At 46.0% G+C, this 16,992-nt stretch carries 17 protein-coding genes; 3 read left to right on the top strand and 14 right to left on the bottom strand.

Going from position 1 to position 16,992, the window contains the following annotated elements:
- Positions 1–13 precede the first annotated feature (13 nt).
- The 6 genes from RG959_RS04125 to kduI form a co-directional block, all read right to left on the bottom strand.
- Complete coding sequence (locus RG959_RS04125) at positions 14–649, bottom strand: YesL family protein (protein WP_342796065.1); 636 nt, start codon at positions 647–649, stop codon at positions 14–16.
- A gap of 79 nt (positions 650–728) precedes the next feature.
- Positions 729–1,556, bottom strand: coding sequence for a sugar phosphate isomerase/epimerase family protein (locus tag RG959_RS04120; RefSeq protein WP_342796064.1), 828 nt, complete (start codon positions 1,554–1,556; stop codon positions 729–731).
- Between the two features lie 143 nt (positions 1,557–1,699).
- Positions 1,700–2,338, bottom strand: a complete 639-nt coding sequence (locus tag RG959_RS04115) for a bifunctional 4-hydroxy-2-oxoglutarate aldolase/2-dehydro-3-deoxy-phosphogluconate aldolase (RefSeq protein ID WP_342796063.1) — start codon at positions 2,336–2,338, stop codon at positions 1,700–1,702.
- Positions 2,339–2,347: 9 nt separating this feature from the next.
- Positions 2,348–3,295, bottom strand: a complete 948-nt coding sequence (locus RG959_RS04110; protein WP_342796062.1) for a sugar kinase — start codon at positions 3,293–3,295, stop codon at positions 2,348–2,350.
- Positions 3,296–3,308: 13 nt separating this feature from the next.
- A complete protein-coding gene (gene kduD, locus RG959_RS04105; protein ID WP_342796061.1) occupies positions 3,309–4,073 on the bottom strand; it encodes a 2-dehydro-3-deoxy-D-gluconate 5-dehydrogenase KduD in 765 nt (254 codons plus the stop codon).
- A 14-nt stretch (positions 4,074–4,087) separates the two neighbouring features.
- Complete coding sequence (kduI, locus tag RG959_RS04100; RefSeq protein ID WP_342796060.1) at positions 4,088–4,918, bottom strand: 5-dehydro-4-deoxy-D-glucuronate isomerase; 831 nt, start codon at positions 4,916–4,918, stop codon at positions 4,088–4,090.
- Positions 4,919–5,105: 187 nt separating this feature from the next.
- On the opposite strand from kduI, the gene RG959_RS04095 reads away from it, so the two are divergent.
- Positions 5,106–5,867: an IclR family transcriptional regulator gene (locus RG959_RS04095; RefSeq protein WP_251271283.1), complete on the top strand. Its 762-nt coding sequence runs from the start codon at positions 5,106–5,108 to the stop codon at positions 5,865–5,867.
- A 17-nt stretch (positions 5,868–5,884) separates the two neighbouring features.
- Here the strand turns inward: RG959_RS04095 and RG959_RS04090 are convergent, their stop codons facing one another.
- Together RG959_RS04090 and RG959_RS04085 are read right to left on the bottom strand one after the other, a co-directional pair.
- Positions 5,885–6,706: a polysaccharide deacetylase family protein gene (locus RG959_RS04090; protein ID WP_342796416.1), complete on the bottom strand. Its 822-nt coding sequence runs from the start codon at positions 6,704–6,706 to the stop codon at positions 5,885–5,887.
- 53 nt (positions 6,707–6,759) lie between these two features.
- Positions 6,760–7,719, bottom strand: a complete 960-nt coding sequence (locus tag RG959_RS04085; RefSeq protein WP_342796059.1) for a 2-hydroxyacid dehydrogenase — start codon at positions 7,717–7,719, stop codon at positions 6,760–6,762.
- 200 nt (positions 7,720–7,919) lie between these two features.
- On the opposite strand from RG959_RS04085, the gene RG959_RS04080 reads away from it, so the two are divergent.
- Positions 7,920–8,426, top strand: coding sequence for a shikimate kinase (locus tag RG959_RS04080; protein WP_342796415.1), 507 nt, complete (start codon positions 7,920–7,922; stop codon positions 8,424–8,426).
- A 43-nt stretch (positions 8,427–8,469) separates the two neighbouring features.
- Here RG959_RS04080 and RG959_RS04075 read toward each other — a convergent pair whose 3' ends face one another.
- The 4 genes from RG959_RS04075 to RG959_RS04060 all read right to left on the bottom strand — a co-directional run bounded on the left by RG959_RS04075 (position 8,470) and on the right by RG959_RS04060 (position 13,111).
- Complete coding sequence (locus tag RG959_RS04075) at positions 8,470–9,699, bottom strand: CynX/NimT family MFS transporter (RefSeq protein WP_342796058.1); 1,230 nt, start codon at positions 9,697–9,699, stop codon at positions 8,470–8,472.
- A 49-nt stretch (positions 9,700–9,748) separates the two neighbouring features.
- The gene (locus RG959_RS04070) at positions 9,749–10,438 is read right to left on the bottom strand and encodes a TerC family protein (RefSeq protein WP_483298848.1); all 690 of its coding nucleotides are present in this window, start codon (positions 10,436–10,438) and stop codon (positions 9,749–9,751) included.
- Between the two features lie 73 nt (positions 10,439–10,511).
- A complete protein-coding gene (locus RG959_RS04065) occupies positions 10,512–11,561 on the bottom strand; it encodes a lactonase family protein (protein ID WP_342796056.1) in 1,050 nt (349 codons plus the stop codon).
- A gap of 158 nt (positions 11,562–11,719) precedes the next feature.
- Positions 11,720–13,111: an L-cystine transporter gene (locus RG959_RS04060; RefSeq protein WP_342796055.1), complete on the bottom strand. Its 1,392-nt coding sequence runs from the start codon at positions 13,109–13,111 to the stop codon at positions 11,720–11,722.
- A 187-nt stretch (positions 13,112–13,298) separates the two neighbouring features.
- Here RG959_RS04060 and tlp point away from each other — a divergent pair, with 187 nt between their 5' ends.
- A complete protein-coding gene (tlp, locus tag RG959_RS04055; RefSeq protein WP_315693780.1) occupies positions 13,299–13,529 on the top strand; it encodes a small acid-soluble spore protein Tlp in 231 nt (76 codons plus the stop codon).
- A 71-nt stretch (positions 13,530–13,600) separates the two neighbouring features.
- Here tlp and RG959_RS04050 read toward each other — a convergent pair whose 3' ends face one another.
- Both RG959_RS04050 and RG959_RS04045 read right to left on the bottom strand, forming a co-directional pair.
- A complete protein-coding gene (locus RG959_RS04050) occupies positions 13,601–15,148 on the bottom strand; it encodes a response regulator (protein ID WP_342796054.1) in 1,548 nt (515 codons plus the stop codon).
- Positions 15,145–16,965: a cache domain-containing sensor histidine kinase gene (locus RG959_RS04045; protein ID WP_342796053.1), complete on the bottom strand. Its 1,821-nt coding sequence runs from the start codon at positions 16,963–16,965 to the stop codon at positions 15,145–15,147. The genes RG959_RS04050 and RG959_RS04045 overlap by 4 nt, the downstream gene beginning before the upstream one ends.
- Positions 16,966–16,992: the final 27 nt, after the last annotated feature.

Here is a 16,992-nt window from a genome sequence, read left to right as displayed (position 1 = left end):
TCCGGTGCATTTTTTACGTTTGCTGCAGAGAGGCTTCTTCCTGCTTTTCCGCTACCTTGTGAAATGCCCTCATCGCAAACCACATAAGCACGAACCCGAAAGCGCTTCCACTAAAGAACAACACAAACGTAATATGCTGCATCATAACATATGCCATTCCGATCAGACTCGCAATCATCAACACGGTATGAACAGGGCGCAGCAGCCCGATCAAAAGTGAATACTTGACCGTTTGTTTGAGTGGAACGTTATAGTGAACATACACCGGAAAAACAAATAATGCAACCACACTATACAACAAAAAAAAGCTTGTTAACAGAAACGGCATAAATGGAAGCGGCGCTCCATATTGTTCAAAGATCATGAAGTTCGCACCAAATAAAACAGCGGGCAGCGTCAGCGTAAGGCCAAGTCGGTTGGACCGCCAAAACAATTCCTTATACGTACGCCAAAATGTCCGAAAAACAGATATATCTGTTTCCCCCATGGCCCATTTGCGTGTGACTGCAAACAGGGCAGCCGTCGCAGGAAAAAAGCCAAGAACGAGCAGACCCGCCAGTGAAAACGCTATCCATAAAACGTTTAAATAAGCAAGGCGGGTCACCCATTCACAAAACCGGTACACACCATTCGTCATCATTTGTACCATTATACCATCCCCTTTTTATCCAGTTTATCGAAATCAGGAAAAATTTCGATATTACTTTTCCGGGGAGTTTGTTTAAAAATCAGTGATGTTGAGCAGTAAGAAATTGGCGGCTCTCTTCAATAAAGGGGTCACGTACATCTTCCAGTAAAACCGGGATCGATCGGCCTGTTTCTCTGATCAGTCGAAAAACAGTCTCGTAATCAATTAAGCCTTTCCCTACCGGCACGGCTTGAAGCGAACCGTTTTTCAGCTCAACGTCTTTGGCATGCAGCACGGCAATTTTATCACCAAACAGATGAAAAGCCTCTTGGAATATAGCTGCTTGATTCTCCCACGTCTCGGCCGTCAGTAAATTAACTGGATCGAAAATAACCCGTACATGATCGGACTGAACAAGGTCAAGCAGCCGCTTCATCGTTTCCGGTGAGTAGATCGGATGGTTCACACCGGCCTCTACTCCAATGACCGCATTCTGCGCTTCTGCTTCAGCAGCTAGTTCTTTCATGCTTTCTACAACGGCTAGAAACGGCTCTTCCTTGAAATTGTCCGTTGTGTACGCGATTTCTGCATGAGCATTTCCAGTCTCTGTCCCGACCAGCAGGCAGCCAAAATCATTTGCAGCAGCCAGGTGCTCTTTGAAACGATCCAGCTCACGCCGGCGGACAGCGGTGTCCGGATGAATCATTTGAATATAGCAGCCGAGCACCGCAATTTGCACATCATGCCGGCGGAACGTCTCGCCAATTTCCCGGGAAATCTCTTTCGTTAAGCTGCCGGGCCCCGTATAAAAATCAAATGATTTTCCGACCGCCAGCTGCACCGCATCGAATCCTTTATGAGAAATGGTCCGGGCCAGCTCTTCTGCCGGCATTTTTTCCAGATCATGTCCACGAATGCCTAGTTTCATATTTGCTTCCCTCCTGTTTTTCTGCAGGCCGAAAAAAACGCAAGGGAGCCGGAATCAGTGAGCCTATGGCCGGAACGATAAAGAATCCGGTCATAGGCGGAAAATGCCGGCCTGTTTTCCTTATATTTCGGCTATACAGTGTTTTACCCTGCTACTTTATGGATCGTTACAGCTTGAATCCACTTTTCCGTTTCTTTCTTTAACCCTTCCCAGTCATTAGAAGCAATCAAGTCTTTTTTCAACAAAGCGCTGCCCGTTCCGACTGCCGCAGCTCCTGCTTTAATGTAGTCAGCGGCTGTTTGGAGCGTAATGCCTCCGGTCGTCATAATGGGAATATGGCTGAGCGGCCCTTTTACGTCTTTGATAAAAGCAGGCCCGAGCACGGATGCCGGAAACAGCTTAATGGCTTCTGCCCCCAGCTTCATTGCCCGCATCATCTCTGCCGGCGTAAATACACCTGGAATGATCGGAACGTTTTGCTCGACTGCGTATGCCGTCACTTCTTCATCCAATGCCGGCGTCACAATAAATTGGGCACCAGCTTTAATGGCCCGGCGGCAGTCCTCAATATTCAGCACCGTTCCGGCACCCACCAGCACACGATTGCCGTGCGTCTGAATGGCTTCCGCTATGATCTCCTCGGCCCGGTCACTTTCCATGGTTACTTCAATTGAGGTTACACCGCCGTCAACAAGCGCTTTTACAATAGCAGCGCTTTTGTCATACGGCACTTTTCGTAAAATGGGCACAAGAGGCGCCTCGATTAACTGTTCAATTACCATGCTGTTTCCCTACCTTTCTATCGTTTCACGCTGACCTAAAAACCCTTCCACCTCTTCCAAGTACGGAAGGCCTTCGTTATCGCCGTTCACCTGTACAACCATCGCGCCAATGGCATTGGCAAATTCAAGTGACCGTTCCACCGGCCAGCCCTGCAGCAAACCGTATAGAAAACCGGCATCAAACCCATCGCCGGCTCCAACTGTGTCTACTACTTTTGCAACCGGAAAACCAGCCACATGCTTCCACGAGCCATTGTGAAGAACAGCTGATCCTTTTTCACCGTCTTTCATAATCACCTGCTCAAGTGAAAATCCGCCGAGTGCGCGGCGCAGAAAGCTGTCATCCGCTGAATCAAAGATGATTTCCAGCTCTTCGCGGCCCGTTAATAAATAATCGACATATGGCAAATAGGATAAAATCGTTTCACGCGCTTCTGTCTTTGACCAAAGACGAAGCCGGATATTTGGATCAAAGGACACTTTCACACCATTTTCTTTCGCAATTTGAAGCGCCCGCAGAATCACCTGGCGGTTTTGCGCCTGAATCGCCGGAAATACGCCGGTAACATGAAGAATTTTGGCTCCTTTGATGTATTCCTCCGGCAGTGCCTCCGGTGTCAATGTTTCAGTCGGTGAAGGCAGGCGGTAATAAAAGGTTCGTCCCGCACCGGATTCCTGTACTTCTTTGAAATTCAGCGACGTCGCGTATCCTTCCTCCAGCTTTACCTCGGAAACATCCACTCCTTCTCCGCGGACGGTGTTTACAATATGCCGGCCAAATTCATCCTTGCCAAGGCGGCTGATCCAGCCCGAGCGAAGACCGAGGCGGGCACAGCCCAGCATCACGTTTAATTCAGCCCCGCCAATTTTCCGCTGGAATTGATTGACGAAGCGAAGCGGCCCTTTTGAAGCGGGGTCAAAGGTGATCATGCCATCGCCGATTGTTATCACATCCATCTCTTTCGCCTCCTTATCTTCCCATCCAGCCGCCATCGACAACGAGTACGTGACCGTTCACGTAATCCGCTGCTTTGGAAGCAAGAAAAACAGCTGCACCGGCAATATCATCCGCCTCTCCCCATCTTCCAGCAGGGATTCGGTCCAAAATAGATTTGCTTCGGTCTGGATCGTTACGAAGTGCTTCTGTATTGTTCGTTTCAATATAGCCAGGTGCAATGGCGTTCACCTGGACACCTTTAGCGGCCCATTCATTCGCAAGCGCTTTCGTTAAACCGGCTACCGCATGCTTGCTTGCCGTATAAGCAGGAACGAAGACACCGCCCTGGAAAGAAAGAAGCGAAGCAATATTAATGATTTTTCCGGAGCCCCGCTCAATCATGAACCGCCCTGCTTCCTGCGATAAAATAAACACGGCATTTATATTTACATCCATGACACGGTTCCATTCTGATTCATCAAATTCGGTTGCCGGCTCGCGGTAAATGACGCCGGCATTGTTGACTAAAATGTCAATTTGATGCTTTTCAAGCACCGGCTTGATCTGTTCCCGAATGCTGCCGGTTTGGCTTAAATCAATCAATACCGTTTCACATGTTCCACCTGCTTCGGCAATCTGCGCTTTTGTTTCTTCTAAATTATCGCGGTGCCCAAGCAATAAAACATGTGCCCCAGACGCGGCAAGACCAACGGAAATCGCCTGCCCGATTCCTGTTCTTGCTCCTGTGACGAGCGCTGTTTTTCCTTTTAGTGAAAAAAACTCCTGTTGAAAAGCCATCCTGGTCCGCCTCCTTAGCGCAAGTCCTTCATATCGACAAATTGCATATCATCAAAGTCAATGTTCTCGCCGCACATGCCCCAAATAAACGTATAGTTGTTCGTGCCGGCACCTGCATGAATCGACCAGCTTGGCGACAGCACCGCCTGCTCATTCGCCATGACAATATGACGTGTTTCCTGCGGCTGTCCCATCATATGAAACACGCGTGTGTTCTCTTCCATATCAAAGTAAAAATAAACTTCCATACGGCGCTCATGTGTATGGCACGGCATTGTGTTCCAGCCGCTTCCTTTTTCAAGCATGGTCATCCCCATGCTCAGCTGGCACGACTCTAATACATCTGGATGGATAAACTGGTAAATCGTCCGCTTATTCATTGATTCGTCTGCTCCCATTGGACGCGCAATGGCGTTATCAAGGCCGACTTTAACCGTTGGATAGGAGTGATGTGCTGGACATGAATTGATATAAAACTTAGCCGGGTTCCCTGCATCTTTTGATTCGAACGCGATATCCTTCGTTCCTTTGCCGATATAAAGGCCGTCACGGCTATTGATCTCATATTCTTTGCCATCCAGTGTGACTTTCCCGTCACCGCCGACGTTGATGACGCCCATTTCACGGCGCTCAAGAAAATATTCTGCAGCTAATTCCTTTCCCGCTTCCATTGTTAGCGCTTTCCAGACTGGCATGGCACCGCCATAAATAATCCGGTCGACGTGACTGTACGTTAACTGAATGCTGTCTTCGATAAATACCTTTTCCATTAAAAACTGTTCACGCAGCTTGTCAGTCGTGTAGTTTTTTACATCATCCGGATGATGAGCATAGATCGTTTTCATATATCCAACACTCCTTTTCATCTTGTTCCGTATCGTGGAACATTGTTTCATTATTTATACTTTTATTATAAAGGTGTTTTCATCGTTTGCAAGTAATTTTCTGAAAAAAGAAAAAAACGGGCCTATTTACAAAAAAACAACGATTCCCTATGATAAATGGAACAGCTCTTTGAAGGAGGACACTTTTATGTCCAATGTCCAGTCACTTGAACGCGCATTGACGCTTCTTAATATCATGTCGGACTATCCAGACGGTATTCAAATCAGCCGGCTTGCTGAGAAAGCTGGCTTATCCAAAAGTACGATTCACCGCCTGCTCGGCACACTGCTGAATATGAAGTATGTAACGCAGGATCCGAAAACGGAAAAGTACCGGCTCGGTTATCAAGTTTTGTACTTATCACGCAATATGACAGCTAACAACGGTCTTATTTCCGCTGCCCGGCCCTTTCTTGAAGCTTTATGCGAGGATATTAACGAAACGATTCATTTGTGTGTTGAGGATAATGCAGAAGTGGTGTATATCGATAAAATTGAAAGCAGCCAGACGATCCGCATGTATTCCCGAATCGGCAGCCGTAATCCGATGTACTGCACCGGGGTAGGAAAAATCCTGCTGTCCGGCATGGATGAAGATGAATTTAAACAGGCAACAGCGTCAATCGATTTTGTGAAAAGAACAGCCAAAACGATTGATTCACTTGAGGAACTAAAGAAAGAAATTGATCTCGTCAAACAGCAGAATTATGCATTGGATAATATTGAAAATGAAGAAGGCATTCGCTGTATCGCCGCGCCGATTCGCGACTTCAGCGGCCGCATCGTCGCCAGTTTCAGTGTATCCGGCCCTGTTCACCGCATTACTATGGAACGCATTCATGATGAACTGATCCGTAAAATGCGCGAAACATCCAAAAATATTTCACGGCAGCTTGGCTGTCAAATATAAAAAGCACTTCCTGACTATCAATCAGGAAGTGCTTTTTTTCCGGCAAGCGTAAGCTGCTTGCCTCCTTTTACTTCAACAATCTCTCCATCCACGTCGAGCCAGACCGGCTGCGCCGAGGGATTGTAAACAAACCGGCTGTCGGCAGAAAATTTAAGTGCATGAAAAGCATTCATATAATCAACAATCTCAATATTTGTAGCGTACCAAATATCTTTTCGCCCTGAGATGAACGCACAAAACGACTCTATGATTTCCCAGTTATCATCCAGGTCAAATTCGTAACTATGGCCCCAAACATACATCATATATAAGTATTGGGTTTTATGAAGTTCAGCAAACGTTTCCGCTTTGTGCATTAAATTTTGCTTATGATGGCATGTCGGATTCCATTCCAAAAAGTCATCCGGCATCGCAAAAGAACCCGTGCTGTTAATCGTTCTTGCGTATTCAATACCGAGAAACGGGAGCATGGATTTAATTCGGGAATTGAAGGATCCGTTCGGGTAAGCCATGCCTCTGACCGTGCAGCAGGCCAGTTGTTCAAGCTGCTTTCGGTTCTCCATTATTTCGCTGATCAGTTGTTCTTTCGGAGAACGCTCAATAGTGGGGTGCGTATGCGTATGAGCAGAAATTTCATGCCCTTTAAACAAATCAGCAATTTCATGCGATGGAATCCGGCCTGCTGTATGAAATAAGCCTGAATTTAAATGAAAAGTTCCTTTAATACCGTATTGGTTAAACAACGCTACAAGCCGGCGGTCTGCTTCTTTTCCATCATCATAGCTCATTGTCAGCACTTTATGTTTGCCTTCGGGGAAAACAACGGTTACTTTCACCACAATCATCCATCCCTTTCCATTTTTTCTTCCTCGTTCCGCGGAAACAAAGAATGTTAAAAAATCGGCGTTTTCAACGTTTTCCCTATAACGCCGGCAACCACGTTTTCGGCCGCAAGCATCGCCATTTTTTTGCGTGTTTCTTCGGTTGCCGAGCCGATATGCGGCAGCGTAACGACGTTGTCCATTTGTAAAAGCGGGTTGTCGGAGCGGACCGGCTCCTGCTCGAATACATCGAGTCCGGCAGCCCGGATTTGCTTGGACTGTAAGGCATGGATCAGTGCTTTTTCATCTACGACCGGGCCGCGTGATGCATTGATAAAAACAGCTGTTTCCTTCATTTTCTCAAACGCTTCCCGACCGATCATTCCCCTCGTTTGTTCGGTCAGCGGTGTCATCACACAAACGAAATCCGACTGTTCAAGCAGCTCATCTATCGTACAATAAACAGCGTTGTATGTATGCTCTGCTTCTTCCTGGCGTGAACGGTTATGATAGAGAATGTTCATATCAAAGCCAAAATGCGCTCGCTTGGCAACGGTCCGCCCGATACCACCCATGCCGATAATACCAATTGTTTTATGATGCACATCCACACCAAATTGGCCCTCATGAAATCCCTTTTCAGCCCAGCCGCCTGTTTTAACGAACCGGTCCAATTCGGTTACCCGCCGTGCAGCGGCCAGCACGAGCGCCATAATGGTATCTGCGACTGTATCGTCTAAAACACCCGGCGTATTCGCTGCTTGTATGCCACGCTTTTTTAAAAGCCCAATATCGAGATTATCGTAGCCTACTGATTTGTTAGCGATTACTTTTAGATTTGGCGCTTTATCCAAGAGTGCCTCATCCACTTTTAAACCTGAACCAATCAAGCCGTCCGCGCGGCCGAGCGCTTCCACGAAAGCTGGATCGGTTCGTTCATATCCCGGGAAATATTCAACCTGGCATAGGGACTGAATATACTGGAGCGCTTCCTCATACAAAGGCTTGTACACCACAACAACTGGCTTCAATTAAATCATCCTTTCTTTACATTTTCTTCTAGTGTAGCATGAAACGCTTGGAAAGCCTTCTTCTATCCTGCGCTGAAACATGTTTACGGCGCTTCACAGCTGTACTATACTAAAAAGTAATTTAAACAAAGGAAAGAGTGTTTCGATTGAACCATTTACAGATACCGGCAAGACAGAAATCCATTGTATTGATCGGTTTTATGGGCGTCGGCAAAACGACGATCGGCGAACTGGTTGCAAAAAAACTCTACCGAACATTTATTGACGTAGATCAGGAAATTGAAAAAGAGTTCGGTATGACTATTCCCCAAATTTTCGCCGAGCACGGCGAGCCGTTTTTTCGTGAATATGAACAGAAGAAAACATGCTCTCTTGCCCAGGAAAAGCTGAAAGTTCTGTCTATCGGTGGTGGTGCTTTTTTAAACCCGGAAATCCGAAAAGCATGCCTGGATCATTGCATCGTTTTTTATCTGGATGTAGATTGGGAGGAATGGAAAGAACGCCTTGATCTTTTGGTCGATACCCGTCCTGTTCTTCAAAGCAAAAGCATAGATGAAATTAAAGAGCTGTTTTACAAACGGCAGAGCGCGTACGCCATTCACCATTCTACACTGCCGGTTCGTCATCGTTCCGCAGAAGAAGTAGCCGACTTTATTGTTGATTCTCTTAAATACACATGGGAATTATACGAACCGAATCATAAGTAAAAAAGCTGCACGATAAGGAGCAAGACTCCTTATCGTGCAGCTTTTATTTCATGGAGTGAGGATCCAGCTTCCCCGTTACATACTCGTCTTTTCCGGCACCCATACCGGCGATAAAAAGGCCGATCACAGCCGCTATTAATAGCAGAAGAGGCACTGTCCATCCGTTTAATGTATCATGAATCGCGCCAAACAAGGCCGGCCCCAATGCAGCAAACAAATAGCCGGCTGATTGCGCCATTCCGGATAGGTCAGCCGCTTCCAGCGATGTTCTCGTCCGCAGGGTGAAAAACATCATGGCAAGACTAAAAGAAATCCCTCCAGCAATCCCAATCAAGATAACCCACAGAACGATCCATTCTGTCCAGGCGAATAAAATACCACTCAAGCCGGCGGCCATAAAGAAGGCGGCCGCGATCACAAGCGGCTGCTGATTCTGCATTCGATCGGCGATGATCGGAACAATGAACGTAAACGGCAGCTGTGTGAATTGAATGGCGGACAGCATCCACCCTGCCGATTCCACACTCAGCCCCTGTTCATGCAGAATGTCAGGCAGCCAGGCTACAAGTGAATAAAACAGAAGAGACTGAATGCCCATAAAAGCGGTGATTTTCCAGGCCAGTACCGAGCGCTTAAGGGAAGTTTTTTGGCCTGTGCGCCGTCCTGCTTTTAACGAATGCCGAATGTAGCGCCACTGCGTCATCCAAACAAGGATAGCGGCACATGCCGGTATGATCCAAACCCCTAATGAAGCCCGCCAGCTAAAAGAACTGAATACGGCCATTGGAATACTAAATCCAGACGCAAAGGCTCCTGATAAATTCATAGACATTGCATATAAGCCTGTCATAACGCCGATTTTATGAGGAAAATTCAGCTTTACAACAGCTGGTGTAAGCACATTGCAAAGAGCAATCGCCAGCCCGATCAGGATCGTACCGGAAAACAATCCCGTTACACTTCCCGCCGGCCTCAGCATCAAGCCGATTGTTAAAAGCAGCAATGCGCTAAACAGCACCCGCTCTATGCCAAATGCACGCGCTAACGTTGATGCAAACGGTGATAATACGGCAAAAGCGAGCAGCGGAATCGTTGTCAGCGCCCCTGCTGCTGCACTTGATAGCTGCAGGTCATTTTGAATCATCGTTGTGAGCGGTCCGACTGAAGTGATCGGTGACCGCATATTTAACGCCAGCAGGATAATACTGAACAGCAGCAAAAGCTGTCCGGTCCTTGACCGCTGTTGTTCTATCTCATTTCTTAAACTGCTCATTTTCTGTTTCCTTTCTCCTTTTCTTATCTCCATAAAGAAAACCCTGCCGCTAATTGACAGGGTTTCTTCGAAAAATATGAACGACGAATGTTCCTACAAACGCCATCGCTAAAATCACAAAGAAAATGGTATGGCTTATTTCTATATATGCAATACTCAGCATCATTTTAATAGAGATGATCCCAATTAAAATATAAGCAGTCGTCTCAAGCTCCGGCACCCGGTCAATCAGCTTCATAAACAGGCCTGCTACTGTTCGCATCATCAGAACACCGAACATGCCGCCCAAAAGCAGGATCCATACTTCTTTGCTGATCCCAAAGGCCGCCAGAACGCTGTCGACGGAAAAAGCAATATCCATCAGTTCTACCGCTGCAACCGTTCCCCAAAACGGGCCAAACATCCGAATCAGTACGCCGGTTTTCGTCGTTTCAACAGGCTGTTCTCCTTTATTGGGCTCTTTTAAATGATCCCAAACGAGCCATGCTAAATAAATAGCGCCCAGAATTTTGACCCATCGAATTTCCATCAGCCAGACACCAAGCCCAATCGCCACAAACCGAAATGTATATGCGCCTAAAAGCCCGTAAAACAGTGCTTTTTTCCGCTTATTTTCAGGCAGGTGACGAACCATTACGGCCAGCACTAAGGCGTTATCCGCTGAAAGAAGCCCTTCCATCACGACAAGTGTCCCAATCAATCCCCAGCTGACTGGGTCTGTCAGGACATGAACCCACATGTCCCAGTCAAAAAAGGAGGCGTACGTCTGAACAATATGGTCGATTGCATTCAAATAGAAGGCCTTCTTTCAATTAGTTTCCTTTTAAAAAGGTCACACAAACTCCTTCGGGTACAGTCACTTCTGATTGTGCAGGCGTCAGCCGGCCGGTTTTCGCTTCACGCTTAAACAGGACTACATTATGTGTTTTCTCGTGTGCTACGATTAAAAACATTTCAGTTGGGTCTAAATCAAAATCACGAGGCCAATCGCCTTTTGTGGACACGATCTCTACCAGCTGAAGACGGCGTCCATTTTCAGTTGTTTCAAATACCGCGATACTGTTATGGCCGCGGTTGCCTGCATAAACAAAACGGCCGTCTGATGAAATACGGATGGCACTGCCCTGGCTGTTTGCTGTAAAATCAGCCGGGATTGTTTTGTGGGCGTACAATTGTTCAAACGTCCCATCCTGCTCGTTAAGTTCCAGAACAAGCACTTCGTTGCTCAGCTCTGTCATCACATAAGCTACGCACTCCGTCGGGTGAAACACGATATGGCGCGGACCTGCTCCCGGCTCTGTTTTGAAAACCGCTTTTTTCAATAGGTCTTCTCCAGCCACTTCATAGGTGATAATTTCATCCGTTCCAAGATCCACCGCCACAACAAAACGCTCGTCTTTTGTCATACCGAAAAAGTGAGTATGCGCTTTTTCCTGGCGATCTGGATTCGGGCCTGTCCCTTCATGAGTCGCTACATCAAGCAAATCAATTAATTCGCCTGTTTCTGCATTGATGCTGTACATTTCCGCTGTCCCCGTATGGTACTGAGCTGTGAAAGCACGCGTGCCATTTTTATTCAGGGATACGTGACAAGGCACGCCTTCGCTGTCGAGTACGTCATTCAGTTTGTGAAGCTTTCCATTCTGAATTGAAAAAGCTGCAAGTCCGCCGCCTTTTCCGCCTTTCTCTACCGCGTATAAAAATTGTTCGTTTTCACTAATCGTGATGTATGTTGAATTGTTTACTTCTGCTGCCACCGCAGCATGTAAGAGTTCGGCTTTTTCTGTATCAAGCTCGAACGTATGAATTCCTTTTCCGTCCTGCTTTGTGTACGTTCCTACAAACCCTGTATAGATCGTCATGAAAGTGCCTCCGTTTCGTAAGTCGCTCCTCTTGTCTATGTATACGACACTTCTATTATATACTATGAACCGTAAATAAGTCTTCATGCTAATTTGTCCAAAAAATCTAAAAACGCTGAATAACAAAAAAGCACCTCCATCTGTGGAGGTGCTTTTGTTTATACATCGGCTGTTTGTTTAGCCAGGTCTTCGTTAAATGTTCCTTTGTCCAGTTCTCCTGTTACGCGTGCAGTTGTGACACCTGCTGTAATCGCGCCGTTTACGTTAAGAGCTGTCCGTCCCATATCGATAAGCGGTTCAACTGAAATGAGCACACCAGCAAGCGCGACGGGAAGGTTCATCGCAGATAGAACCAAAATGGCCGCAAATGTGGCACCGCCGCCTACACCTGCTACACCGAACGAGCTGATCACGACAACCGCGATTAACGTCACGATAAAACCAGGATCAAGCGGATTAATGCCTGCTGAAGGAGCAATCATTACGGCAAGCATTGCTGGGTAAATACCTGCGCAGCCGTTTTGCCCAATGGACAAACCAAATGAACCGGCAAAATTGGCTACTCCTTCCGGCACGCCAAGGCGCGTCGTCTGCGTGTTTAATGTCATTGGCAGTGTTCCTGCACTTGAACGTGACGTAAAAGCAAAGCTGAGTGTTTCCCCTACTTTTTTCACGTAAGTAGCCGGGCTCAAGCCGGATAAAGTCAAAATCAACAAGTGAATAATAAACATCACAATCAGCGCTACATAAGAAGCGATGACAAACTTGCCAAGATTATAAATAGCTCCAAAGTCAGACAATGCAACCGTACGGGCCATAATAGCTAAAATGCCGTATGGCGTCAAACGGAGCACGATCTTCACCACATTGATCACAAGCGAATAAAGAGCATCAATGCCTCGTTTTAGTAAAGCGGCATGCTCAGGCTCTTTCCGGGCTACCGTTAAGTATGCAAAGCCCAAAAAGGCAGCGAAAATTACAACGGCAATCGTCGAAGTCGGACGCGCGCCTGTAAAATCCAAAAATGGATTTTGCGGAAGCAGGTCTACAATTTGAGACGGCAGCGGTTTATCTGCCACTTCAGTCGATTGATCCGCAATAGACTGGCCGCGTTCTGTTTCTGCCGTTCCCTGGACAATTTGAGATGCATCCAGGTTAAAGCCGATAGCAGATGCAATTCCAACCGCTGCTGCTACAGCCGTTGTGCCAAGAAGAATACCAAGAATAAGCGTCGCCACCTTGGCAAAGTTCTTTCCGATCGTAATTTTTGTGAACGCTCCTAAAATTGAAATAAATACGAGCGGCATCACGATCATCTGAAGCAAACGTACATAGCCTGTTCCAATTAAATCAAACCAGGCTGTAGAACTTGCCAGCGTTTCTGATTCTGTTCCATATGCAAAGTGCAAAATAAGTCCATACACGATACCGAGACCAAGTCCGGTAAATACCCGTTTCGAAAACGAAACGTGGCGGCGCTGCATGAAAAACAAAAGAGCAACAAGAATCAGAAGGCCGATGATATTTAAAAGGATAAACCCGTTTTCCATAAAAAAAGCCCCCTAATAACTAAAATGTAGATTCTTACTTTAACTCCTTAATTCCGATAAGTCAAGTCGGGAATATTGTCAGAATTTTTAAATCAAATAGCTGTACATATTTTCTTTTTGAATGGACAGAAGAAATAAAGGGCAGTCTACGGACTGTACTGCTCGAGACTTCAAAGGAGGAATACACATGACACGCAACAACCGTCCAAAACCGGATAACCGTTCCGACAACGTTCAAAAGCTTCAGGAAATGGTGCAAAACACAATCGGAAACATCGAGGCAGCGGAAGAAACAATGGTTTTTGCAAACGGGAAAGAGCGAGCGGCCATCAAAGCGAAAAATGAACGCCGCGAAGAAAGTATTGAAGGAATGCGTGAAGAAATCCAAGACGAAGCGGCTGCACGCAGAAAAGACTAAGCCTAAACATGACAAAGAGGAGCGGGCTTGCTGCACGCAAGACCGCTCCTCTTTTTTTAACCGAATGGACCTTAGGACAGTTTTTTAAACTGCCCCGGTGAATGATTGGTGTACTGTTTAAAGCAAATACTGAAATACTGTGGATTACTGTAGCCGACCATGCTTGCCACTTCATAAATCTTCAGCTGTTCCTGCCTCAGCAGCTGCATGGCTTTTTTCATTCGCAAATCAAGTAGAAAATCGACAAAGTTGATTCCTTTTTCCGCTTTAAACTGCGCACTTAAATACGCTGCATTCATGTGAACATGGCTGGCTGTTTTTTGAAGTGTTAAGTCTTCTTCACAAAAGTGCTCTTTAATATAATCGACTGCCTCATCCACAACAGACCGTTTTTTGCGCTGCCCTTCTAAGGACTGTGCCATTTGTATAAATGTATGGTGAAGTTTTTCAAAAACCTCTTGAATCGTCTGAAGTCCGTTTATATCTTGCACGTAACGAACGATTTCTTTTTGACGTTCTTCTCTCCAGCTCTCTACTTCCCGTGACAGCATAATAAGCAGGTGAACAGCCGCCATTCGAACCTCCTGAAAAGGCAGATAAGCTTTTTTCAGCTGCTGAAGCCGATCCTCCGAAAAAAATTGCTCTACTTCCGACAACATTCCCATTTTGACTTTTTCGATCACTTTTTCCTGAACGAACTGCTGAAGAAAAGGCTGGGCTTCTTGAACGGACTCCCCTACATCTTCAATTGTGAAAAAGCGGTCTTTTCCGATGATATGCCGAAATTCCATAGCAGCTGATGCCTCCGAGTAGGCGTCCGATATACGCTGAAGCTCATCGCAAAGCCCTCCCGCCGTAACGGTTACAGATGTATGCAGAGACCCGCGAATAGTCGATTGAAATGCTTCAATCTGCATTGTCCAGTTTTCCATATCAGCTGGTATCGGCCAGATTACAGCAAACTCACCCGGCCTCATCTCCGTTATCGCACTTGCCGGAAAGTGCTGCTCGGCTAACGATAAAATTCGCTTCTTGATCCGTTTATTTCCAGACTGCTGATGCACCGGTTCATCCAATTTCACCAGCAGTACAGCAAGGACCGGGCTGTGCAGGGCCAGCCCCAGCTCTCTTATTTGGTCTTCCAGCCCGGTACTATCTACTTTTTTATAAAGAAGTGCCCGGATAAAATGCTGACGGCGCATAGGAAGATGATCATCAAGCTGGCGCCGGTCGTTTTGTTCTTTTTCCCATTCCGCCCGTGCTTCTTTCGCTTTTTGGAGCAGGCAATCCCGGTTGACTGGCTTTAGTAAATAATCAAATGCCCGAACCGATATGGCTTTTTGCGCAAAGGAAAAATCCTCAAAGCCTGTTAATAGAATGACTTTAATACCCGTATTCATTTCTTTAATTTTCCCGGCCATTTCAAGGCCGTCCATGTAGGGCATTTTAATATCGGAAATCACAATTTGCGGATTTGTTTCCTTAATTAACGCTAAGCCCTTTTCTCCATCTGCCGCTTCGCCTGCCAGCTCAAAACCGTGTTCCTTCCATGGAATTGCTGTCGACAAGCTGCGCCGGATAATCCGGTCATCATCTACAATTACTATCCTGCACGTCATGCCCGCTTCACTCCTTGTTCACGTTTTGGTATCGTTAATGTAATAGCCGTGCCTTTTCCTTCTTCGCTTTCTATAACGAGTCCATAGGCCGGTCCGAAATGCAGGCCAATGCGCTCATGCACGCTGTTTAGCCCGATACCAGTCGTCTGCTTTTCTGACCCCTTCTGGTAAATTTCACGTCGGATAGCCGCCAGTTTTTCCGGTGGTATCCCTTTGCCATTATCCTGTACAGAAAGAATTAACTGCTCTTCTTCTTCGCGGACCAAAACCAAAATCTTTCCTTCTCCTCTTGTCTGCTTAACCCCATGATAAAGCGCATTTTCAACGAGCGGCTGCAGGGTAAGCTTCATAATTTGATAGTGTCCCAGTCCTTCGTCCATCTGGATCTCATATGAAAAATCATCACCGTAGCGCATCTCCTGTATAAAAAGATAACTGCGAATATGCTCGATTTCCTCTGCAACAGTAATCAGTTCGCGGCCCTTGCTGATGCTGATGCGAAAAAAGTTAGACAGCGCACTAATCATGGCACTGGCTTCTTCGTTCATGCCCATATCGCTTAAGCTTTTGATCGAATATAAGGTGTTATATAAAAAGTGCGGGGTAATTTGCGCGTACAAAATAGCGTATTCAAGCCTTCTCTTTGCCTCCTGCTCGACTTTTACCTGTTCAATGAGTTTGTTTAGCTTTTGCATCATTTCTTCCATACCGTGGTTTAAAATTTTCATTTCTTTCATGACATGCCCGGAAGGCTCAGCGGGGATCGCGATATTTTGCTCGTTCACCAGCCTCATATTTTGAACGAGTGACCGGATGGGCCCGGTAATGTAGCGGGCAAAAACATTTGAAATGGCAACAGCGACAATCATTAAACAGAGGATCAACGTAATCGTTACATATTTAATGTAATTCACTTTTTGAAGTACGTCCTCCTGTGGAAATACAGCGGCCACTTTCCAGTTGTTTAACGCCATCGTATCGTAAATGACGACCATTTCTTTACCGCCTGGCTTTTGAAACTCAAACTGCCCCCGTTCAGCATCCGCTCGTTGTGCGTATTGAACAACCGTTTTATCGATCATATATTCTTCTTCAACCTGCTTGGATAAAACCGATCCATCTTCGCTAATCAAGGCGAGGTAGCCGTTTTCACCAAGCAGCGATTCATTAAAAATGCGTTCAAAATAATCACCGCGCAAGTTAAAAAGAACAATGCCGTGTGCTTTTGACTGGGCCGTTCCAACCAGCTTAAATACACTGATCACATTGTTGGGTTCGCTGTTGGTTCCATAAAAAATATCGTCTGCATGTAAATTCCGCCAGTAATAGCCCTCTTTGCTTCCTGTAAACTTTTGTGCATACTCTTCAAACTGAAAGTGGACAAAATTCGTTTGGCCGTCGTTTTTCGTCAGTTGGAATTTCCCATCATGCATGTCAACCAAAATCGCTTCAATCATAGAATTATAATTGATAAAAATTTGGTTTAAGTGATTGTTAAAAGAAATATAATCTTTCGGATCAATATCATCCGGATCATTCGCAATGATTGCATTCATTGTTGGATCATTCGCCAGCGAAACCAGCTGCTCAAACACATCGGTAAAACGGTTTTCCAAATAGCCCGTCGTCTGAAATACAGTATCATCGATATTTTTGTATGCGTTTTCTTTTATCTGGTCAGCAGCGAGAAAATAAGATACCCCGCCCATAATCGCTATAAACAAAATCATAACCGGCAGGTAAAGGCTGATAATCGTTGATTTAAAGGAAAAAAAGAAGTGTTTTTGAATAAACGCTTTCCATTTTTTTAACTGCATGCGTATTCAAGCCCTTCTCTCATGTGA

The sequence above is a fragment of the Domibacillus sp. 8LH genome (assembly GCF_038806185.1).
GTDB lineage: Bacteria > Bacillota > Bacilli > Bacillales > Domibacillaceae > Domibacillus > Domibacillus indicus_A.
Note: the sequence above shows the minus strand (reverse complement) of the source record. Positions and strands in the feature narration are given on the sequence as shown.